The 21,785-nt window shown below is 41.4% G+C and carries 23 protein-coding genes; 11 read left to right on the top strand and 12 right to left on the bottom strand.

Annotated elements, in window-relative coordinates:
• The first annotated feature begins 4 nt into the window (after positions 1–4).
• The 3 genes from JWG44_RS11380 to JWG44_RS11370 all read left to right on the top strand — a co-directional run bounded on the left by JWG44_RS11380 (position 5) and on the right by JWG44_RS11370 (position 2,129).
• Complete coding sequence (locus tag JWG44_RS11380) at positions 5–970, top strand: WGR domain-containing protein (protein WP_232371609.1); 966 nt, start codon at positions 5–7, stop codon at positions 968–970.
• A 14-nt stretch (positions 971–984) separates the two neighbouring features.
• Positions 985–1,593 (top strand): hypothetical protein, encoded by a 609-nt coding sequence (locus JWG44_RS11375; protein WP_205275073.1) that lies wholly within the window; start codon positions 985–987, stop codon positions 1,591–1,593.
• Positions 1,594–1,712: 119 nt separating this feature from the next.
• On the top strand, positions 1,713–2,129 hold the full coding sequence (locus JWG44_RS11370; protein ID WP_205275072.1) for a YbaN family protein: 417 nt from the start codon (positions 1,713–1,715) through the stop codon (positions 2,127–2,129).
• 613 nt (positions 2,130–2,742) lie between these two features.
• On the opposite strand, the gene JWG44_RS11365 is transcribed toward JWG44_RS11370, so the two are convergent.
• From JWG44_RS11365 to JWG44_RS11355, 3 genes are all read right to left on the bottom strand, one after another.
• The gene (locus JWG44_RS11365) at positions 2,743–3,804 is read right to left on the bottom strand and encodes a tetratricopeptide repeat protein (RefSeq protein WP_205275071.1); all 1,062 of its coding nucleotides are present in this window, start codon (positions 3,802–3,804) and stop codon (positions 2,743–2,745) included.
• A gap of 32 nt (positions 3,805–3,836) precedes the next feature.
• Positions 3,837–4,184 carry an LIC10301 family lipoprotein gene (locus JWG44_RS11360; RefSeq protein WP_232371608.1) on the bottom strand — a complete coding sequence of 116 codons (348 nt, stop codon included), beginning with the start codon at positions 4,182–4,184 and terminating at the stop codon, positions 3,837–3,839.
• Positions 4,185–4,291: 107 nt separating this feature from the next.
• Positions 4,292–4,582: an STAS domain-containing protein gene (locus JWG44_RS11355; protein ID WP_205275069.1), complete on the bottom strand. Its 291-nt coding sequence runs from the start codon at positions 4,580–4,582 to the stop codon at positions 4,292–4,294.
• A 125-nt stretch (positions 4,583–4,707) separates the two neighbouring features.
• On the opposite strand from JWG44_RS11355, the gene flgB reads away from it, so the two are divergent.
• The 3 genes from flgB to fliE all read left to right on the top strand — a co-directional run bounded on the left by flgB (position 4,708) and on the right by fliE (position 6,049).
• Entirely contained in the window at positions 4,708–5,139 is a 432-nt protein-coding gene (gene flgB / locus JWG44_RS11350; protein WP_100787055.1) for a flagellar basal body rod protein FlgB, read from the top strand.
• 62 nt (positions 5,140–5,201) lie between these two features.
• Positions 5,202–5,663, top strand: coding sequence for a flagellar basal body rod protein FlgC (gene flgC, locus JWG44_RS11345; RefSeq protein WP_069608778.1), 462 nt, complete (start codon positions 5,202–5,204; stop codon positions 5,661–5,663).
• Between the two features lie 2 nt (positions 5,664–5,665).
• Complete coding sequence (gene fliE, locus JWG44_RS11340; RefSeq protein ID WP_205275068.1) at positions 5,666–6,049, top strand: flagellar hook-basal body complex protein FliE; 384 nt, start codon at positions 5,666–5,668, stop codon at positions 6,047–6,049.
• A 303-nt stretch (positions 6,050–6,352) separates the two neighbouring features.
• On the opposite strand, the gene JWG44_RS11335 is transcribed toward fliE, so the two are convergent.
• Positions 6,353–7,438 (bottom strand): serine hydrolase domain-containing protein, encoded by a 1,086-nt coding sequence (locus JWG44_RS11335; RefSeq protein WP_205275067.1) that lies wholly within the window; start codon positions 7,436–7,438, stop codon positions 6,353–6,355.
• Positions 7,439–7,952: 514 nt separating this feature from the next.
• Positions 7,953–9,626, bottom strand: a complete 1,674-nt coding sequence (locus JWG44_RS11330; RefSeq protein ID WP_205275066.1) for a P83/100 family protein — start codon at positions 9,624–9,626, stop codon at positions 7,953–7,955.
• Positions 9,627–9,752: 126 nt separating this feature from the next.
• Here JWG44_RS11330 and serC point away from each other — a divergent pair, with 126 nt between their 5' ends.
• The 4 genes from serC (at position 9,753) to JWG44_RS11310 (ending at position 13,795) form a co-directional block, all read left to right on the top strand.
• A complete protein-coding gene (gene serC / locus JWG44_RS11325; RefSeq protein WP_205275065.1) occupies positions 9,753–10,886 on the top strand; it encodes a 3-phosphoserine/phosphohydroxythreonine transaminase in 1,134 nt (377 codons plus the stop codon).
• Entirely contained in the window at positions 10,883–11,470 is a 588-nt protein-coding gene (locus tag JWG44_RS11320; protein WP_205275064.1) for a hypothetical protein, read from the top strand. Before serC ends, JWG44_RS11320 begins: the two co-directional genes overlap by 4 nt.
• 87 nt (positions 11,471–11,557) lie before the next feature.
• Entirely contained in the window at positions 11,558–11,995 is a 438-nt protein-coding gene (gene rpiB, locus JWG44_RS11315; protein WP_205275063.1) for a ribose 5-phosphate isomerase B, read from the top strand.
• Between the two features lie 12 nt (positions 11,996–12,007).
• The gene (locus JWG44_RS11310; protein WP_205275062.1) at positions 12,008–13,795 is read left to right on the top strand and encodes a glucanase; all 1,788 of its coding nucleotides are present in this window, start codon (positions 12,008–12,010) and stop codon (positions 13,793–13,795) included.
• Here JWG44_RS11310 and JWG44_RS11305 read toward each other — a convergent pair.
• From JWG44_RS11305 to JWG44_RS11285, 5 genes are read right to left on the bottom strand one after another with little or no spacing between them, the layout of a single operon-like run.
• Complete coding sequence (locus JWG44_RS11305) at positions 13,757–14,173, bottom strand: hypothetical protein (protein ID WP_205275061.1); 417 nt, start codon at positions 14,171–14,173, stop codon at positions 13,757–13,759. The two genes, JWG44_RS11310 and JWG44_RS11305, sit on opposite strands and share 39 nt — an antisense overlap.
• A complete protein-coding gene (locus tag JWG44_RS11300; protein ID WP_205275060.1) occupies positions 14,170–14,364 on the bottom strand; it encodes a CopG family transcriptional regulator in 195 nt (64 codons plus the stop codon). The genes JWG44_RS11305 and JWG44_RS11300 overlap by 4 nt, the downstream gene beginning before the upstream one ends.
• Positions 14,364–14,966, bottom strand: a complete 603-nt coding sequence (locus JWG44_RS11295; protein WP_205275059.1) for a hypothetical protein — start codon at positions 14,964–14,966, stop codon at positions 14,364–14,366. Before JWG44_RS11295 ends, JWG44_RS11300 begins: the two co-directional genes overlap by 1 nt.
• A gap of 16 nt (positions 14,967–14,982) precedes the next feature.
• Complete coding sequence (locus JWG44_RS11290) at positions 14,983–17,103, bottom strand: hypothetical protein (RefSeq protein WP_205275058.1); 2,121 nt, start codon at positions 17,101–17,103, stop codon at positions 14,983–14,985.
• Entirely contained in the window at positions 17,103–18,032 is a 930-nt protein-coding gene (locus JWG44_RS11285) for a hypothetical protein (protein WP_205275057.1), read from the bottom strand. Before JWG44_RS11285 ends, JWG44_RS11290 begins: the two co-directional genes overlap by 1 nt.
• A gap of 58 nt (positions 18,033–18,090) precedes the next feature.
• Here JWG44_RS11285 and JWG44_RS11280 point away from each other — a divergent pair, with 58 nt between their 5' ends.
• Complete coding sequence (locus JWG44_RS11280; RefSeq protein WP_205275056.1) at positions 18,091–19,062, top strand: metalloenzyme; 972 nt, start codon at positions 18,091–18,093, stop codon at positions 19,060–19,062.
• Here the strand turns inward: JWG44_RS11280 and JWG44_RS11275 are convergent.
• Together JWG44_RS11275 and JWG44_RS11270 are read right to left on the bottom strand one after the other, a co-directional pair.
• On the bottom strand, positions 19,059–20,195 hold the full coding sequence (locus JWG44_RS11275; RefSeq protein ID WP_205275055.1) for a tetratricopeptide repeat protein: 1,137 nt from the start codon (positions 20,193–20,195) through the stop codon (positions 19,059–19,061). The two genes, JWG44_RS11280 and JWG44_RS11275, sit on opposite strands and share 4 nt — an antisense overlap.
• Positions 20,192–21,742 (bottom strand): fibronectin type III domain-containing protein, encoded by a 1,551-nt coding sequence (locus JWG44_RS11270; protein WP_205275054.1) that lies wholly within the window; start codon positions 21,740–21,742, stop codon positions 20,192–20,194. Before JWG44_RS11270 ends, JWG44_RS11275 begins: the two co-directional genes overlap by 4 nt.
• Positions 21,743–21,785: the final 43 nt, after the last annotated feature.

Raw genomic sequence — 21,785 nt, 5'->3', positions numbered from 1 at the left:
CAACATGATAAAACGTGAGCTAACGTATCAAGATGAAACATCGGATAAATTTTGTAACATAGAGTCCTCCGGACTTTCCATTGCGGTAACTTTCGGAAAAACGGATACTGCGGGACAAACGCAGACAAAAACTTTCGATTCGGAAAACAAATGTATCAAAGAAGCCGAAAAACTTATAAACGAAAAGATTAAGAAGGGATATAAGAACCTATCCCAAAACTGGGACAGGTTCTTGCAGCTTGATCTTTCTGATAAAGTAAAATTGAGTTTTGGGACACGCTGTAAAGATAATTCTTCAGTAGATTTTTTTTCGGAATGGAAGTCTACGCTCGATTCGAATTCGCAAGAGGAAGCGTTTATCAAACACTTTTCGTTTCTAACGGAAAACGAAGAAGACAGAGACATTCTTAAAAAACCGTCCGAAAACTTGATCTACTTTTCTTTAAATGAAAAAGAAAAAACTTTAAATGCTGAAATCAAAATTAAGAATCTTGGCGATGAAAACGCCGAACTGATCTGCCGTCCTCCGTTTACAAAAATTCCGGAGAAAGGTATTCCTAAAAGTTATATAAAAACGAATCAAATTCACAATGGAATTTATTACGAAGATTTAGGAGGAGGTTCGATCGGCTTTTTTGGATTGGACGGAAAAGGAAAAATCAATGCCGGACGATGGGAACCGGAAGCAATCGAGGAAGGCAATCATGAAGAATTCTTAGAAGCTTTAGAAAATAAAGAACTATCATTGGAAGACGATCCTTGTATTATCGAGTTTGGTCAGAACTGGATTTTAAACGATCCTTTAAAAAAGACAATCCGCAAGGAGCCCGCGTATTTGTTTGTATCTCACGAGGATTGTGAAATCGTGAGAATCCAAGAAGCGAATCAATTTCTTTTAGGGCAAATTCTTTTGAGGGTTCTCGCGCAGAGAATTCTCAATATCGAATTTTTCGCGGAATTCTATTCGTAGGGAGCAAATACATTATGAAAACTGAATTTATGATACGTATCGTCGAAATGGATCCCGAGGCAGGATTTACGGGTCATCTTGTATTGGTTCCATTGAAAGATCTAACATCGGTTTCGATCAGAAACGCGATTGATACTTGGACGAGAATTCTTAAAAACGCGGAAGACCTAGTTTTATCCGATCCCATTTTCGAGGACTCGGATCCGTGGTTCGGTTTCGGCGTAAGAATCGATGATCATACGTTCGACGAACAAGCGCTCTTTTCTGAAATTCCGGCCTCAGATTCTTTGATTGAAATTTCAGTTTCGGAATATTTGGAAACCTTGATCGAATTCAATGAAGAGAACAATGACGAAGGACTTTCCACACACGAAGAACTGGAAACGGGAACGTATGCGATGCTTTGGCTACTTCAGAAAAATCTAAAATATCTGCCCCTTTATATTCGATACTTAAATTCTTTGGACCTGGACCATACGGTGGCTCAGTTAGACGTTCTCTTCCAGCTTGCAAGACAATATTCTCCCGTTGAATTGGAGCCGCTCAAAGAGTTCGCGAAGAAAAAAGACGCGCAAATCTTAAACGATTGGCTGGATACAAATCGTGCCTGGACCGAACGATGAAAAATTTCCGATCTCGTCGGCATCGAATCTAAGAACTTAATCCGATCGAAACCGGAGTCGCTTCATTGCCGATTTAGAAAAGAATTGAATTGTCCAAAGCCGGTTTCATTCTATAGAATATGGAACAGAAAGATTACAGCGACGAGGTTCGACTTCATAGATCCAAGTTCATTCGTTTTTTCCTATTTGTCGCGGGTTCTATTTCCTTAGCCTTAGGGATCATAGGAATTTTTACGCCGGTTCTTCCAACAACGCCTTTTTTACTCTTGTCTGCGGCTTGTTATGCGAGAACCTCCCATCGATTTTACAATTGGCTTATGAACAACCGGTATTTCGGATCCTACATCCGCGACTGGAGAATTCACAAGATGATTCCTCTTCGGGCAAAGATCCTAGCAATTTCGATGATCTTTATAACGATCGGAACTACCGTTTTCTTTTTTATTCCGATTTTAGCTGTAAAGATTCTGGTTTCTCTGATCGGAATTCTTGTTGTAATTTATTTGATTCGAATTCCGACCAAAACAAGAAACTGAAGTTTTAGAATATAAATTGTCGGAGTTCCGACGGATCGATGAGAGGTCTTCGATCCTTGCTTAAATTGTAAATTTATGGTAAAGGGAAATCTTCGGTTTTTTCCCGCGAGCCCGCCTCCTCCACCCAACGAGGGCATTTCCTTACCCACAAGTTAGAAAAGCGATTTTGAATGAAGAAGGATCCCCGTAAGATTTTTTTTTTGTAGGAGTTCCTACAAAAGCTCTGAAAGAGAATATTCCTTGCAAAATTATAATTCTGTGATATAGGAAAATCTCCCGGAGTTTTCCACCACCCGCCCCGCCACCCAAAATTTCAGGGCGGGGCTTTCGTTTAACGGAGGACTGTAGTTGTTACGACAAATTTTTCTTAAGATTCAAACAACTTTGTGGGTAAGGTTATGACCCAACGAGGGTGGGAGCGCGCGCGTTTTACGGTAGAATTGTCGGAGTTCCGACGGAGCGATGAGAGGTCTTTTATTCTTGCTTAAACTGTAAATTTATGGTAAAGGAAAATCTTCCGTTTTTTCCCGCCAGCCCGCCTCCTCCAACCCAACGAGGGCGGGGCGCGCGATTTTCACGGTAGAACTGTCGGAGTTCCAACGAAAGTCCCCTTTCAATAGGGTGATCTTGAAGGGAACATGTGAAAAGTTTTCGAGTCGTTGTCTTTGAGGAGTTCTGCGATGTCCAAAGCTTCCTGGACCTTTCTTCTTTTGTCAGGCTCTTCCTGCAACCAAGAGGTCACAAAAGATTCTAATCTCCTGTAATCTTTGATAAAGGAAAGAGAACGTATATATTCGATCTTATCTTCTTCCTCGGCGATTCTAAACTGAATCACTTGTTGATAAGTCGCGGCCGCCGCGCGATAATTCCCGGTATTGTAATAAGCGTGAGCCAAAAACCTTTTTTCCTGAAAAGGAAGCTCGCCGTAAAGATTGTAGATCTTAATCGCCTTTCTGAAATTCTGATGAATGTCCATTACAAGTCTTGCATGGATTAACATGTATTCTCTGGATTGAAAACCGTCTTTTACAAATTCCACACACTGAGAGTAAGCGTCCGCCTTGTTTCCCAAAAGAAAATTTGATTTTAAGAGAAGAAGTTTAGCCGCCCTAAAATTAGGTTTCAGCTCGATCGCCCTCTCCGCTTCCGCTTTTGCACGAAGATAATTTCCGGTCTCAAAATAAGCGAGAGCAAGATTGATTCTATAGAATGGATTATAGTTGGATAATTCTACCGCTTTCTGAAAGTATTCCAAGGATCTCGGCCATTTGTTTCTCTGAACAAAAATCATCCCAAGTTGATAATAAGAAGGGTCGTGTCCCGGCTGAATCTGAATGGCTCTGAGAAGCGAATTCTTTGCTTGCGGATAACGCCCCTGCGCATAAAGATAAGAACCCTTCAGATAGTGATATTCCACCGTGTTCTCGTCCAACTTCTTGATTCTTTCAATATTAACGGAAGCTCTCGCAAGATTGTTAGCACGGATGAGATTGACCGTTTCTGTATTGAGAGCCGTGATCTGAACCCTTCTTCTCGCCGCGTCTGCGGGCGAACCGGAATTTTCCAAGTTCGGAGTCGGAGAACCATTACCCGGAAGATTTTCCTCTTCGTCGTCCGCAAAAAGAAATCCGGAGAAACAAAAAGTTAAGAGGAGAAAAATTAGAATTCGTTTCATACTTTTTTTAACGGAAAGAACGTCGATTCGATTCAGTTCTTCTCAAAGAATTCTACGTTGTCTTCTTTTTTGTTCAGCAGTTGAAGTTCCTTTTCATTTACTTTCAGAATTCTATATTCCAAATCAAAGGCGAGATCCGCGAGATTAAAATGAATATCATCGTCTTTCATTTTATAAGTAAGGTGAAAGGTATCGTATTTTGCGAGACCGTCCGGAAGAATCAGGAGATGACTTCCCTTCCCTTTATCCGGATCTTTACATTCACCCTTTTCAGGACAATTTTTAACCTTTACCCAATCCCCTAAAATCAGCTCTTCCTTCTTTTTACAGGAGGAGAGAAAAATGAGAACGAGAGTTAGAATGAGAACGATTTTTTTCATAGATTCAAACATAGAGATCCGTCCTTGCTTGTCCAATGAAAATCGGAGCCGAAGAACCGGAAGAAATCGCAGTTTCTAATATGAGAAAGGAACCAGAAAGGGAAGAATCACTGGTGATCGATGTATTCTTTTAAGTTTAGAACCTCAAAGGTGTTTAGAAGGTCGGGATGAATAGCGCTGATCGTACAGGAAATCCCTTCCGATCTTGCATTTTTTAAAAACCAAACGAGAGAGCTTATGGAGATCGAATTCATCACGGGAATATCCCCCAGATTGAGAATGATCGACTTAGGCTTTTTAGCGATAGCGTCCATAAGCATCGTTCGAAATGCGTAATAGTCGTTAAAGAGGATCGTTAGATCCGGGGTTATTTCGACTGTTTCTGAATTATCTGACATTTTAAGATTCGCTTTCGAGTTCTTCGGCGTCCTCATATACTTTCGGACGAAAAAACTTTCCTAAGTAAAAAAAATCTCTCTTGGAAAACTCAAATTCAACCGATTTTTTTGAGGGGAGAGAAATAATGTTTGAGAAGACCCATTTCATGAAAACCCAGGATTTGCTGGAAAGAGGAATGAATAGTTCCGTTTTGAAGAGAAAAGTAATTTCAGACAATATCGCGAACGCGGATGTGCCTCATTTTAAGAGATCCGAAGTAATATTCGAGTCGATGATCAAAAGAGCGATCGAATCCGAAAAGATCGAGGCCGTAAAAGAGGTTCCGACACAAATTTCCGACGATCGCCACATTTCCTTCTTCAAACCCCTGGATTATCGCGAAGTTCAACCAAAGGCAAATATCGATTACCTGACTACGATGCGAGCCGATGGCAACAACGTGGACGTTGAAAAAGAGGTCGTAGAGGCTTCCAATTCCCAGATGCAATATATGATGATGTCCGAGAGAATCAATCAGAACTACAGAGACCTAAAACAAGTCATGAGAATGGCTTAAGATACGAAATATTTTCCTTGAATTCAATATAATGAGACATAATTTTAGTTTAGGAAGTAGCCATGGGACTTTTTTCATCGATCAACATTTCCGCAACAGGCTTATCCGCGCAGAGATTGCGAATGGATGTGATTTCAAACAACATCGCAAACTCGACCACGACAAGAAATACGAATGGAGACGGTCCTTTTCGAAGAGATCGGGTCGTGATGACTCCGGTCAACTTGAGAACCAGATGGAATAGTCCCGTTTATCCGTTCGGAGTCTCTCCGGGGGAAGGAAAAGGTGTAAAGGTGATGAAGATCGAAAAGGATATGACCCCTCTTCGTCTGGTCTACGACCCGACTCACCCGGACTCGATTCAGATCGGACCGAAAAAAGGATATGTGGAAATGCCGAACGTCAATATCGTCACCGAGATGACGGATATGATTTCGGCCTCCAGATCCTATGAAGCAAACGTACAGATGATCAACGGATCCAAAGCGATGTTTAACAAAGCGTTGGAAATAGGTAGGGCATAATCATGGAAATCAATTCTAATTCTTCACTCTGGTATACTTATAATTCCGGTTACAACGGCGGAAAAGCGCATCCCTTAACTCCGAAAGGAGATAATGTGAACGTCTTCACAACGGAAGAGAGACATTACAAAGACGTAAAACAACCCGTGTCGCCCGATTACGTCGCCGAAAGTTTTTCGGAAGCGATGAAGAATGCTATGACTTCCGTAAACGATCTTCAAGTGGAAGCGGATGAGCTTACGCAGAAGATGGTCTTCGATCCGAATTCGGTCGACGCGCACGAGGTGATGATAGCTTCTGAAAAAGCAAGAGTCGCTCTCACGTTCACAAAGACGATCGCCGACGGTGTCGTTCGCGCTTACAGAGAATTGACTTCTCTGAGATAAAAATACTTTTTTTGAATTTTAGAATCGTAAACTTTTAGAAAACCCGTTCCGAAAGGAACGGACCAATTGAATCCTTCTTCTCCTCTCCAAAATTGAAATCCGAAATAGATTCGATTTTTTTAATCTTTCCTTTTAAAAATTAAATCCTTTCCTTTCGATCAAAAATCGGAAACTCAGAATCGTTTCAATCAAAGATTTTTCCAAATCCCGCTTTTTGGAGATTGCAAAGGATAAAAAACTCAGTTTCAGTCGAGATCGATCTTTAAAAACGAGTCCACCTTTAAGTTTTGGAAACGGAGAAAATCATTTCAAGAACGCGCTGTCCAATCTATCAAGCAATGAGTCGACGTTAGATGCGCCGTTGTTTACGATAAGAACGGTCGCGATTTTTTCCTTAGGATAAATACGCATTTCACAATGAAATCCGGCACCGCCTCCTTCCTTAAAGAAAAAATTCTTCCCGTTTACGGATCCGATATGCAAACCCAAGGTCATTTCGATCGGTTCGCTCTTCGAATTTTTCTGGCGTTCAAAAAGGAGATGTTTTTCCTTCTTTCCTAAAAGTTTCGAGTTTTCCTTTAACAAATCTTGGAGGATTTTCGAAACCGCCTGAGCCGAAGCGATCATACCGCCAAAAGAAGATCCGTTCATATAATGGTCGTGAATCGCCAACCATCCGTTTTCATATCCACCGATGAATTTTTTATCCACCAAAAACGATTTTATAAAATCGAATAGAGACCATTGTCTTAAATAACCCTTCGCGTGATTCAAAGAATCCGGTATGATAAAATCCGCCTCCTTTTCTTTTAGACCCAACCGTTTCAAAATATGATTCCGAACGTATTCTTCAAAAGAGGTTCCCGAAACCTTCTCTACAATTCTTCCTAAAAGCCAATAGGAAATATTAGAATAACGGTATTTAAAGCCAGGCGGAAATTCTAATTTCGGATGTTCTGCTAAAATGGAAGCGAGGTCTGCTTGTTCGTCAAAACGATCATGCTCTTCTCGAAGATGAACCCATTTCAAGGGAATCGGATTCGGAATGCCGGAAGTTTGCGACAAAAGATGACTTACCTTTACCTCCTTGCCATAAGGAATTTCAGGTAAATACCGAACGACCGGATCCTCGAGAAAAATTTTTTCTTCTCCGACCAACTGAAGGATCGAAATCGCAGTGATCGCTTTTGTCATCGAGTAAATCATCATCGTCGTTCGATTAGTGATTTTAGAATTCTTCGCGATGTCGGAGAGGCCTTCGCTGAAGTTAAAGAGTTCCGATTCAGGTCCGACGACTACGTATTGAAAAGCCGGAAATTTTCCGCTTTGGATTTGTCTTTCTAAAAATTCCCTGACTTGTTCACGTTCGCGCAAGGGCTGTTCTTTCATATATCTTCCGCAGTGACAAAGTAAGAATAGAATGACAGAATATAAAATAACTCGCATACGATTTGCCTCATTCAATCAGCTCAAAGTATGAAATCGAGAAAGGATAAATCGAGTTGAAAACACCGCAAAAATAGCCCGATCAATCAGCATTATTCTTATCTTTTAAATGATTTCCACGGACTTTTCGCATAACCTAATTCTTACCCACGAGTGGTCTGATTCTTTAAAAAAAATGTCGGAACTCCGACAATCTCCTGTAAAAATCGCGCGCCCCACCCTGATCTTGGGTGGTGGGGCGGGGGGTGGAAAATTCGCGAGGATTTTTCTCTATCAGAAAATCATACTTTTTGCAAGTAAAAAGTCTCGATGTAGGAACTCCTGCAAAATTCTAATTGGAACCTTTGTTGATACTAAATAGTTTTTCCAACTCATTGGCTACGGTTAGCTGCTGTTCCGCTTGTAGGCTACGACAATCGTAGCCTACAAATGATTCAACAGTTCCTTGTATAAGAAGTTACGGCTTAATCTTCTTGATCAGCTTCAGATCGGCCTTATTAAAAACGGTAATCTGAATACTTCCCGAACCTTCTTCCTTTCCGGTAACGTAAATCTTTTCTCCGTAAAAAGTCACGTTCGAGTTCGGGCTGATTTCTTCCGACGACTTCGCTTGTTTTTTGAGATCCTTTCCAAAACGAGAAAGATAGTATTTTTCCTGAACTTCTTCGAATGCGTAGATCTCGTCTCCTTTTACGATCATCGGAGAACGCCAGAAGATATTGTCTTCCGCGGAAATGGTGGGTTTCAAAGTTTCCTGATCGATCAGGATCAGTTTGTGATTGGAAGAGTGACCGTCCTCGAATCCGATCACCAGCGCCTTTCCGTCTACGATCTCGAAGGTTCTTCCGCAGATCTTATTAAAATCTCCTCGGAAAATCGTGTCGTCCTTGGTAGGATCCAAAACCTGAAGTTCGTTGTTATAATGACCTTTGTCCAAATACTTCAAAGTTTTTAAGAAAAGGATTTTACCTCCGACCACGTTTTTGTCGAATTCTTCCTTTTTCTTTTCTTCTTCTTTTTTGGTTTCTAATTCCTTTTTGGTATCAGCCAATTCTTTTTTAAGTTCAGCCTCGGACTTCTTGTCATCGGAAGAAGATTTACTATCGCTACCGGACTTACTTCCGGAATCACTTTTAGAATCGCTGGATTTGGAAGAACTGGAAGAGCTCGAGGAACTGGAAGTATTATTGCTTTTTCTTTCTTCGTCCTTTTTGACGACTTCCTTTTCTTTCTCTTTGAGCTTCTGCTCTTCTTTTTTAACGACTTCTTTTTCTTTTTGAACCTGTTCTTTTACTTTTTTCTTTTCTACGATTTCTTGTTTATTTTTAACGGGATCTTTATTGAGTTCTTGAAGTTCTTTATCGGTTCTTACTTCTTTATCGTTCAGCTCTTTTTGCTTATCTTGATTCTCTTCTTTTCTTCTTTTGATTTCTTCTAATTCTTTTTTATTTTTCTCTCTTTGAAGATCATCGAACTTATCCTTTTCGGATTGTCCTTCTTTCTTTTTATCAAGATCCTTATTGACCTCGTCTTCCAACTCGTCGGTATGAACGTCTTTTCCAAGAATATCTTCCACTAAGGGAACTAGGATTTCGGTTTTTCCAGGCCATTCCGAATAACGTTTTGAAATACCGATCGACGCCGGTTTCAAAACCTTAATTACGGAATTGGAATATTTCTTTCCAATATAGGTTTTATCCTTTCTATGAATTGCGTTGTAATAAAGAATGTAAGTTGCGAGAATGTCGGCATTCTTATCGTCATAACCGAAATTCGATTTTACGAATCCGGCCAAAATTCTTTGAATCGAATTGATATGTCCGTAATCCGAATCTTCGGAAAGAGTGAAAATATCTGCTCCGAATTTTTTATCTTCGGGAGCGATCCGGGTCACGCTCATTCCACCTTGAGTATGACTTTTATTAGGTTCTTTTTTTAAGATCTCGGCCAAACCCGCTCCGACCTTCTCGTTGGTTCCTTTGACCTCTTCTCCGGCTCTCGCCGATGAACGGTTGATAAACTGAACCTTTCCGGAAGAACGAATTTCTTTTTCTCCGAGTTTAGAATTTTCCTGGGAAAATAAAGAGAAAGAAAAACCAACGCACACAAGTGTTATCAAGATTCTGAACATTCTAAAATACTCCTTTTCATCTCCGGAAGAGAAAGCAGTCGTTTTGACCAGGGGATATGCTATCATCAAGCATTCTATCGCGACAAGGATTTTTCCCGATCCGGAGACTTCTTTCCGAGAAGAAAGTTGATCCCCAAACTCCCCTTTGCAACCTTATCCTATATGTATCAATTCCAGGAAAGAATTTACAATTTCGGCGCGGGACCGGCCATGCTTCCCAACGAAGTCATGGAAATCGCGGCGGCTGAGTTCTTAAATTACAAGGGCTCCGGAATGTCCATTATGGAAGTGAGTCACAGAGAACCTCTTTTTGAAGACGTCCTAAAAGAAGCTGAATCTCTTTTGCGCACTCTCTTAAACATAGGAGACGATTATTCGGTCGCGTTCTTTTCTGGAGGAGCCACGCTTCATTTTTCAGCTCTTCCGCTCAATCTTCTCAAAGACGGGGAAAGTTTCGACATCGCACATACCGGAATCTGGACAAAAAGAGCCTGGGAAGAAGGCCTCAAGTTCAACGGCGTCAACGTACTCTATGACGCAACGGAAAACAAATTTACTGACGTTCCCGTTTTACTCGACGATAGTAAACTTTCCGGAAAAGGAAAATATCTTCATATCACCTCCAACAATACGATCTATGGAACTCAATATTCCGAGATTCCAAAGATCAAACGGATTCCCCTTGTAGCCGATATGACGAGCGAACTTCTTTCCCGTACGATCGATGTAAAAGATTTCGGCGTTATCTTTGCGGGTGCGCAAAAGAATATCGGACCTTCCGGTTTGAGCGTTTTGATCATCCGCAACGATCTGATCGGAATTTCCGGAAGAAAGATCCCCGTCCTTCTCGACTACGAGGTGATGACCAAAAACAAATCCCTCTACAACACACCCGCGACGTATTCCATTTACATCGCGAAGTTAGTATTCGAGTGGTTGTTAAAACTCGGCGGAGTCGAGGCCATCCAAAAAGTGAACGAAGAAAAATCTCGATTGTTATACGACTTCATCGACGCTTCTTCACTTTATACCTGCCCTGTTCAGAAAAGGGCCCGCTCTCAAATGAATGCCGTTTTTTTATTAAAGGATAAAAACCTCGACTCAAAATTTTTGGACGAAGCTGAAAAGAACGGTCTTCACGGTTTGGCAGGACATAGATTGGTCGGCGGTTTTCGCGCATCGATCTACAATTCCATGCCTCTTGCGGGAGTTCAAAAACTCATTTCCTTTATGAAAGAATTTGAATCTTCAGCGAAATGAAAAATCTCCAATTCAGAAGAATATTTTACACCCTTTTTTTTCTGGGAATCGCCACCGGAAGCCTGAAGGCTTCCGGTTTAAACTTTCTCACACAACTTCCGATTCAGGATTGTTTTACGAATGAAGCCGCGTCTTCGGAGCTCTCCAATCTTTTCAAATCCACGATCTCCTTGGAGGAAAAAAAAAGAATCGCGGAAACGATCGCATACAAAGAAGGACGATCCCGTTTTCAATCGGTGAACTGTATTCAAAACAAAAAGCTGACCGAAGAAGAATATTCGATTCTATTTTCGGATTGGAATCGCCATCTTGCGACCTACAACGAATTGAATTCTTATTACGAAAACTATATCCTTTCCGATGAAAAAACAAGATCTCTCAATTCCATAGAATGGGAACTTCTCACAACACATCTCAAACAAAAACGGGAACTTCTTACAAGACTGAACGACGCGACGACATATTCCCTCAAAGGAGAAATACTCTCCGAAGAAAACTTCTCAATGATCTATCTTTCCCTATTTTTACTCCAGGTTGAATTTTGGGACGCAATGCCCAAGACATACAAAGAATCAGTTTTGTAGAATCCTTCGAATCCCCTTTTTGACGGTAAAACTAGGAATTATTTGCTTGAATCCTGAGTTCGGTCGGGACATAAACAAATATAGGTCATGAAAAAAATCGGAATCGCCTCGGATCACGGAGGCTTTGAGCTCAAGGAATTTCTCCGCACTGCGCTTGGTGGAGAATTGGAAATCGTAGACTACGGAACCAAGGACGAAACCTCAGTCGACTACCCAATCGTCATCGCGGACGCTTGTAAAAAAGTTCTTTCCAAAGAAGTGGAAGGTTTGATCGCACTTTGTGGAACTGGGATCGGCGCTTCGATAGCCGCCAATCGTTTGAGCGGAATCAGGGCGGCCCTTTGTCACGATCAGCTCACTGCGGAATTATCCAAACGGCACAACAACGCAAACGTTCTCGTTTTGGGCGGAAGAATTCTCGGAAAAGAATTGGCTCTTAATATCGTTCGTACCTGGGTTGCAACTCCTTTCGAAGGCGGACGCCACGAAAGAAGAGTCAATCAGCTCGAAACGTTAAACTCATAATCAAAAAACCGGATGGGATGGATTACAAATTCTAAGATCTCGTTAGTCGCCCTTCCGGGTTTTGTATTATTCCTTTTTCCTTTCTTTTTCCTTTTTTCGGAAACCAAAGTCCTTTCTCTATCGGATCTGCAAAGAAGCGGATTGGAACTTGCCGGAAAGAATGGGGAACAAAAAACTCTCAGACTACAAACCAAGGACCGAAGTTTCGGATCGGATCTCTATCTCAACTTTGATTCCGGAGAACCAGCCAATCTCAAAGATATATCAGGAAATTATAAAGTTATTTCCTCTTCTTTCCTTCCGGATTCTGAAAACGTCCTTCACGCAAAAAGGAGCGCTCGATTTTCCGGAAAAAGAACGGGAATTCGAATCGCCCATTCCAACACGGGAGTTCTCACTTCCAAAGATCTTACACAGGAGTTTTACATCGCGTTCAGCATTCTTCCCGGAACCGTTGAAAAAGACGCTACCTTAATTTCAAAACTTTATGAAACATCGGGAAGCACGTTCGGTTGGGATCTCAAAATCGCGGACGATAAACTCAAAGCGGGTTTTCATTCCTTTTTTGAAACCGAAGAAAAAAGATTTCTTTCTCTTCAACTTGTTTCGAACACAATTCTGAAAAAAAATCAGTGGAATCGGATTCTCCTCTATTTTAATCCTTCCGAAAGGGAAATCGTTCTATATCTGAACGGAAAGGAATCCGCAAGAGGATCCATTCCTTCCAATAAAAATTTGATAAGAATGGGGTTTCATCCCGAAGATACGACCTCCTTTCGAATCGCGAGTTCTTATTACGGATGGATGGAAAACTTCGCGGTCTTCCGAGGAAAGCCGAATCCGAACGCGGAAGACGTATCTTTTCCGGGACAAGATTTTGACCCGGAAACTCACACGACTCAATCCAAATTTGGAACCGCGATTTCACCGGTTTACAAAAGCAAATATTCCAGCGCGTTCTTGGAAGAAATCGAACTCAAGGCGAGTATTCCCAAGTCTTCGGCCATGGAACTTTACTTCCGAGTATCACCCACGGTCTTTCATCCCGCTTCGGAAGGGCCCGCTTGGATCGCAGTAGACTTAAGAAAATTAGAATCTTTTAAACTAGATTCTTTGGATCCGGATTTATATCGAATCTCTCTTAAAAATTCCCTGAAGAAGTTTTTAGGAATTTCGGAAAACAAGGAAGACCTTCTTCCGTTTCGTTACTATCAATGGAGAATCAAGTTCAAGGCCGATTCGACCGGAAACGAAACTCCCGAATTGAAAAATCTAACTCTCATGTATCGGGAAACGATGCCTCCCGTTCGTCCTCTGGGCCTTAAAGTCGTGGAGAATTCGATCGATGATGGCGGACCGAGCGTTTGCTTAAGCTGGAAATCCAATCCGGAAAGGGACGTCATCAACGGAGGCGGATATTTTATCCACTATGGAATTCATCCGGATAGAATGGTGGGAATCATTCGAGGAACCTATTCTGCGACGAACGAGGTTCCTGATAAAAAAACAAGATCCAAACATCCCGCCTCCGACTATCTGGATCCGATTACGGGTTTACCGGAAGGAAAGAATTCGAACAACATTCAAGAATATTATAATAAACTCAACACTTGCGTGGACAATCGGATCATTTCCCTGAACGCGGAGATTCTTCTGGAAAAAAATCAACTCTTTCTAAAAAAGGGAACTACCTATTATTTTAGAATCAGCGCATACAACAAGGCTTATCATTTCCAAACCGGAAAGGACCAAGTATCGCCCCTAAGCGATCCCGTTGAAGTTTATTTCCTGAGCGAGTAGCACCTTGATCATCCTTTGATTCGGAAGATTTTTATCGACGGTGATAAAACCGTCCAAATCTTTTTCGATCGCAACCGCCATTTCGTTCCAGACCCAATCCGCGCTTCCGAACTCTTTGGATAATTTCTGAGCCAGAGAAAGATTTTCGGATTTAAAATCCAAAATTTCCAGACAAAGGCGTTTCACCTGAGTCCAGACGATATCCTTTTGTATCGGATCGTTTTGTTTTTCCAAAATCGGAAGAATGGAAATCGTTCCCGTATAAAATAGATGTTGTTCTTTGATCAGATTCCCTATGGATTCAAGGAGAACCGTTTTTTGATCGGGAGCGCCTTCGATCAAAGATTCAAGCAAAGATTTTGAAAGATAGTATCTCATTCTTCTTTTATGCTCGCGAGAATGTTTAACGCTTCCAGACGTTCGTAAGAATCGGAACGATAGACTTCGTTTCTCAAAGATAACCTCAGCATTTCTCCTGCGGAAAGATTTCTTTTGTCGGCTTCGTTTTTTAAGAGGTCGAGTTCTTCTTCCGTCATGAGTAGCTGAAATCGTTTGTCCACTCTCGCCATCAGTTTTCCTCTCTCATTTCTTTATCATTCTTGAGATACATTCTAAAATAAATATCCGCGTCCTTCAACTGACCTAGGGCTTGAAAGATACACGCGATATTGTAGTTCGCCTCGTTCAGTCGAAAATCATATTTAAAGGACTTCTTAAAAATCTGAATCGCCCTGTCGTCTCGTCCCGCGTACCATTCCGCCATCGCCCATAAAAAATGCCATTTCCCTAGATCGGGATCTCGCGGAGTCGCTTGTGTTAGATATTCCAAAACTTCTTCGAAAATCTTTGCGGAATGAAGATAGTTTTCGCGGATCTTTTTTAGTTTTTCCATTCTCGAAAAAACATCCTCAGCGTGTCCAGGTAATTCCAAATCCTTACGATAAAATAGGGCTCTTGCATACCAGAGTTTGAAGGTGAGATCCGATGGATTTTTTTCCACATATTTCTCAAGATAAGGAATCGATTCCGTCTCTTCTTCCTTCTCGTTCATCTTGAGAATTTTTTCTTTAGCGGCGCGATTCCATTCTTTTCGATTCTCCTCGTCGGAAACGATAGTTTGAAAAGATGATAAGAATAGAATCAGTAGAATCGCAAAACGTAAGACGTTCATTTTAGCGGAACAAATCTTAGAGATATGTGAAAAGATTTTTTCCGTTCGCAGGATAAACATCGACCGTAAGATCGTAAGTATGACCGGTCTGATCCAAAAACGAGCGAACCTGTTCTTCTAAATCCTTTCTTGTATAAATTCCGAAAGCGCCGACCCCGATCCCGAAACACATATCTTCCGGTCCGATAATTTCGGAAATCTCCGACATTACTTTCTTTCGATCGGACTCTAATTTTTTAAAATCCTTTCCATGAAACTCCACTTTAAAGGATTTTGTAACGCCCCTTTCTCCGTCGGTCGCGATTCTCATCAAATGAATTCGAGAGGAGACGATGTCTCGTTTATCGCGAAACAATTCCCCAAGTATTTTACGATCGTAATCTTCAAACGCTTTGATCACCGGTTCCAAAGAATGAAAGATCAGGTTCTCGATCTCCTGCGCGCTTTCTTCTGTCGGAGGATCTTTATAAAATAGGAAAAACCGGAATGGAATTCCGAAATTGGAAAGTGGAATGGTTAGAATGGAAATGCAGGATTCCAAATCGGCAGGATCGAATTTTTTTCGGAAAAATCGATCATTCTTTCTTTCTTCGGTGATTCCGATCAGAGAATAATTCCCGGATTCTTTTCCGATGTATTGATCGTCGTAAAGAAAGATCATGTTTTCCGCGGTTTTTTCTCTCAAACCGTAGGTTACAAAAGGAGTGTAACTTCCGTTTCTTCGATCGTAATAGTTGATCGCAAAACCTGTCAGTTTGAGATACGAGAACACTGAAATATAGTATTTTAGAATAAATGAATATTCTGATTCTAATCCGTAACCGAGTTCGTCCAAAACCTCCAGAATTTTTCTTCTATCTCGGATCGGAAGCGAAGACAACCATTTCATATAACCCGGTCCCAAATCCAAGTGTTTACCTTGAACGGGTTCTTCCAAAGGATGCTGCTCTTGCGGAATCACTTTCGGCTCCGCCGGTTTTTCCGGAATTTCCGCAGAAGGTTCGTTTACTTTTGAAATCAGAGTCTCCAGTTCGGAGTTAAAAATTTCAGACCTTTTCTTTTCGATTTCCGGTGAAATAACCGGATGAATTTTGAATTTTTCGGGATCACGAAGATAAGCCGGGGAAATATAACCTTCTCCTTTGAGTTCAAACGGAAGGACAAAGATCGATGTCCCTCCTTCCTTTTTAACTTCCTGGAGACTAATTGGAAGGGTTCTCAGATCCGAATCCACCTCTTCGGAAGACAAGGTTTTGATTTCATCGTGTTTGTCCTTATCTACCAACTCCAACGCCTTTTGTTTTGCGAGCTGAAGTCCGTTGACTCCCTTTGAAATCTGACCTACTAAATCCTGAATTTCCTTTCCTTCTTTAACCGAGAACAGATCCTTCTTCATTCTCAAAATCCGAATCATTAGATCGATCAGAAAAAGAAGTGCGAGAAAACCGGATAAGAATAAAAACGGAAGACCTTCGTTTCCGGGTTTAATAATCAAAATACCTTTTAGAAATCCGTTTGTCCTTTCCGGTGTCGCATAATAATATCCGATAAAAGGAGCGGTTCCGATCTGAATTCGATTCACCGCATTTTCCGAATGATTCAAACCTCCGATCAGCAAAGAAGAAATCTGATCCCCGCTTAAACCGTAATATTTTTTCCCAGGTTCGATATAACCGCCGAATTTTAGATCCGGAATTAGAATGGATTCCATTCCCGAAAAAGAAACCCTCAGACTGTCTTCTCTCAATTCGGCGAGAATCAATTTTTTTTCCGCAGTGACAGGAAGACAAAGAACCAAAAAAGGTTTTAGAAAAAACAATCGACTCGCGCCTTCCTTTAACGTCTCGGCTAATAGTTTTCCATCCGGGTCTTTTCTAGTAGATAATTCGGCTTCGGTGATCAACTTCAATCCGGAAACCATGGGAAATTCCAATTGGAGATTTTCCAAATCGGAAGTTGATTTCACGTCGCTCAGACCCGACTCCAATCGATTGAGTTCTTGGTTGAAATTTACAAAGATGGAATTAATTCTATTTTTGTAATATACGCCTTCCGGAAAATACGGAACCAACAAATAATAGAAAAATGAAAATACCGAAAGAAATAGAAGGGAAATTCTAAGTTTTAATCCGGCCATCAACTCTCCCTCCGTAACAACAGCAAAATTCTTAAAAAGACGTCTCTGAGTCTGAGAATTTTTTCCTTATTATCGAACTCTTTTTCCACGGTGATGGAATGTACCAACGTGGAGGAAATGATTCCTAATCCGCACAAACCGAGTAAAAAGGAAACAAAAACGAATATTTGGAAAAGTTGTCTGAATCTCGATCCCTTATCATACGAAAGAAAAATCGTATTGTTTCCGATTTTATTTTTTTCCCAGAGAGGACGGTCCTTCCACTCCACGGTCGGTTTATTAAATTCAGCTAATATTTCTTCGATGTTATCCGGGTAATCCAAAGATCGAATATCGTTCGATCCGAGTAACGAATCGGTTCCGTTTTTGCCCGATTCAAAAATCCAGTACACTTGTTTTTCTCGGATATTAAACGGTAAGGACAGGTGTTTTCCCAGAGCGAAACCTTTCATCCAGAGAAACCATTCTCCGTTCTGACTTCGATAGATCGGAACGCCGGAACGGTCGAAATTGATTCCGGAAGGTTCTATTCTTAAATCGCCTAACCTCAGATCGCCGTTAAAGATTTCTTTGGTTTCTTCGTTTGAATAGATCAAACGATAGGAAGAATCGTAAATTTTGATCGACTTGAGTTCCAAATTTTTCAAAAGACTTTCGCCGAGTTCCTTTGCGTTTTTTGGAAGGGGATCGTTTCTGAGTCCGTATTCTATCTTTGAACCGGCCTCAAAAAGAGGGGCCTTTCTCGCTTCCATCCAGACTTTTAAAAAATTCTGACGTTTTAAAAAATTCTCATTTCCAACCGGATTGAGAGGAAACGACATAGAAGACTCTTTCCATTCTTCGGTTAAAAAAGGGATGGAAAGAGGAATCAGCCCTAATAGAATGAGTGTCAGGGCAAAGACGATTTTTCTGTAAAAGTTCGACGTCACTGTTCTTAGTATCGGACCTTTTGGTCTAACCTGAAAGAAGAAAACCAGACGGAAAACTATGATCTTTTATATGTTCATCGACGGAATCGGCTTCGGGCCCAATGATCCGGAAACCAATCCCTTTGCTCGTTATGCAAAATCCTTCTTTTTGCCCCTTGCGAGTAAACCGATTCCGGAAGAATCTTCCGAAATTCTTAAAAATACCGTTTTTATCAAAACCGACGCTTCTTTAGGAATCAAAGGCCTTCCTCAGAGCGCGACCGGTCAGACTTCTCTTTGGACGGGAATCAACGCTTGTAACGTGCTTCAAAGACATTTGAGCGGTTTTCCGACCTTCACTCTCAAGAAGATCATCAGTAAATATTCCATCATTCGTGTTTTGGACGAACACGGTTTTAAAGCCGACCTCCTCAACTGCTATTCTCCCGCGTTTGCGGAACATATCAAAAAAAATCCCCGTCACGTTTCGGCTTCGACCCTCATCCAGATGGCGAGTGATCGTCCGCTCAAATCCATGGAAGATCTGAGAGAAGGCAAAGGCCTTTATATGGACATAACTCACGAATATTTAAGAGAGTTTTCGCAAGGGTTTTTAGAAGAATCGGACGATCTCTTTCGAGTTCGTGATCCTTACGAAACCGGAAAGTCGATCGTTCAAAATTGCAAAAACGACGATTACACCCTTTGTATCTATGAATTTTTTCTGACCGATAAGGTCGGACATAAGATGAACTGGGAAGCGGCCGAAAAATACATCGGAGAATTAGAATCTTTTCTAAAAGGTGTTACCGAAGTTTTGGATCCGGAAAAGGATCAACTGATCATAACCTCGGATCACGGAAACTTGGAAGATCTCACGGTGGACGTACATACCGTCAATCGGGTGCCCACCATTCTTTACGGAAAATATACTCCGATCTTAAAGGATAAGATCCAAGCGATCGTGGATATCCCGAACGCGATCTACGATATTCTCGGGATTAAGATCGAACTCAAGGACGAAGAATTTATTAAGACGGAAGTTTCTTAGTCGAATCTTTCAGTTTCCAAGTCATCTTTACTTTTCGCCTTGTCCGATTCCTTATAGTGAAGATTATCTTCCACTTGATCCAAGGATTCTTTTTTCCAAGCGCTCGCCTTTCTTCCTACCGGAGAATCCGGATATTTATCCGTAGCTTCTTGGAAAAGAGCGGCCGCCTTTTCATACTTTCCATTCTTAAAATAAACCGTACCTTTTCGAAAAAGCGCGTTTTGATCCAAAGAACCGTCTTGGTTTCCAAGAACTCGATTTAGATATTGGAGCGCAGAATCCGATTTTCCGATCGCTTCGTAACTTTCAGCGATGTAGAATAACGCCTGTTCTTCGGCTTTCGGGCTGATTCCCATTTCTAAAGCTTTCTTAAACGTTTCGATCGCGCCGTAGTATTGTTTGCGAACATAGAGTTGTCTCGCCTTTTCCAAAATTCCGCTTCGGAACTCGGAGCTTACTTTTTCTTTTTCAGGATCAAAGTAGAATCCGGCTTGTGCGTAATCGTCATAGACGTCGTATGAGGACCAATCTTTTCCCATTCTTCGTAAAGATTTTCCCCAACGAACTCTCGCTTTCACGTTTTCAGGATCTTCTTGTAATGCGAGAACATAGTTTTTGCGGGAAAGATCGTAATTTCCCTTTTTCATGTAATAGTCGGCAATGGCGGATAACGCGTTGGAACGGAGTTTCGGTTCAGCGGAAATTCTTAGAACTTCTTCGAGATGTCCCTTTCCCTCCTCGTCCCGATTGAGTTGGAGAAGAAGATTTCCCATCGAGTAGGCGACTTTGGATCTTTCGTCCCTGGACAATCCTTCTTTCTGATTCAATTCTCTGTAAATTCCTAAGGCGAGAAGACTGTCCTGATTTCTTTCCAAGGCTCTTCCCATATCGTATTTTACACGAAAGGAATGTTCGTCCGGAATCTCTCGGGCTGAGAGTTCGGAAAATATATCCACGGCTTTTTCCGCGGATTTTGCGTTGGATTGTTTTAGATATTCTTCGCCTTCTTTGATTCTTTCCAAAACGTTTTTACGTTTAGAATCTTCGTCTTGAATCGTGGTTTGATAAACCCCGGTCAATAAACCGGCGCAAATAAACAAAAAACCCGTAATTAATATAATAGAACGATTCATGGATTTCCTCCGGAGATCCGAGACAGACAGCGCTTCGACCAAAATTCCGAGCGTTCTGAATTGTAAAATTTACTATCTTTGTTGATCAAAAACTTAAGCGCTTCCTTATAATTGCCTTTTCTATAGTGAGAGAGTCCAGTGAAAAATTTTGCCTTACCTCTTACTTCGGCCGAATTTCCGTTTCCGGTAAAAGGTTTTAAATCTTGTACGGCATCGGTATAGGCTCGTTTCCAATAAGTTTTTCTGAGAACGGCATCGACTTCGTCGTCCGTTCCCGAAAAGTCTTCCTCTTGTCCCGCAGGTCGACTTTTGTTCTCGTCTTGAACTTTCGGATTTTCGTCCTTTTGTACATTCTCTTGATTCTCGGTGCCGATCACGTTCGGATCGGCGTTGATAACCGCAAAGGATTCGTTTTCAACAAGATTGAATTCTTCCTTATTCTGACGTTTTACCGTGACTCCGAAATAGATTTGAGTGCTTCTCGATTTTAATCGAATTTGAGCGGCGGTTTCGGGATGGGCAACCTCTCCCAATTTCCGGACGTTTCCACCGAGAAAAGTAGCGGTTCCTCCGCTCAACGGTTTAAGAGCCTGGTAGATCGTATAAGTAGTATTCTCATCCGCCTTTTCGGGGGCCTTCCATTCCAGCTTGACGTTCAGTTCCTCAGGAGTCGCCGTTAGATCTTTGACGTGCATTTCATCGTAAGGATATTCTGAATTTGTAATATTATCCGGATTATCCTTATTCGGAGTTCCTATATAAAAGAAACGAGTAAACGACTGGCCGTTTACCAAAGGAAGAATTTCCTTAGCTCCGGAACGAACGCTGACTCCGTAATACCAAGTCTGCGATTTTCCGAGATCTTGATCCAAGAACGTCGTTTCAGGATGACTCAATTCGGTGATTTTTTCAGCTTTTCTCATCAACGATAAAGAAGACATAGGTTCTAAAGAACGATAAACCGTATAAACGGTCGCATTTGAAATCGCCTTCTCGTATGGAGACCAATTCAATCTTAAATACTTACCTTCTTTTTTAACCGTTAAATCCGTAATTCTTGCATCATCGGGAAGTTCCGGGGTTTTATTTTCAGTGTTTGTATTTCCCGGAACGAGCGCTTGTTCCACGATCACCGGAATCGTAGTGAAGTTTTTTCCCGGTATCAGTTTGATCGTATTTTTTTTAACGTGATGCGCTAGGATCACTGCGTAGTAATAAGTGCCGGGCTTTAGATTATAATCGAATATCTGGGTTACTCCGCCGGCAATTCCGCTCGGATACTTTCCCAAAGAATCCGCGACCATACATTTTTCAGGAGTATCGATCATGCTCGAAGAACGAGCGATGATTATTTCTCCAGTCTCTCTGGGAGCTTCCCAAGAAATACGAATCGAGTTTTCATCCTTTTTTAGAATTTCCGCGTGTATCAAATTCGCAACGCTGTAGTTTTCCACCTGCGTATTATTTAGAACCGTATCCTGAGCTCCCGGAAAGGAAACTAACGCCAAGAATGAAAATAATAGTATGATCCGGGTTATAATTTTCATAAAAGGAATGTCTTGGTTATTATATCGTCAGCTGAAACCGCTT

Source organism: Leptospira ainazelensis, from assembly GCF_016918785.1.
In the GTDB taxonomy this organism is placed as follows: domain Bacteria; phylum Spirochaetota; class Leptospiria; order Leptospirales; family Leptospiraceae; genus Leptospira; species Leptospira ainazelensis.
This window is presented reverse-complemented; position numbering and strand designations above follow the sequence as displayed.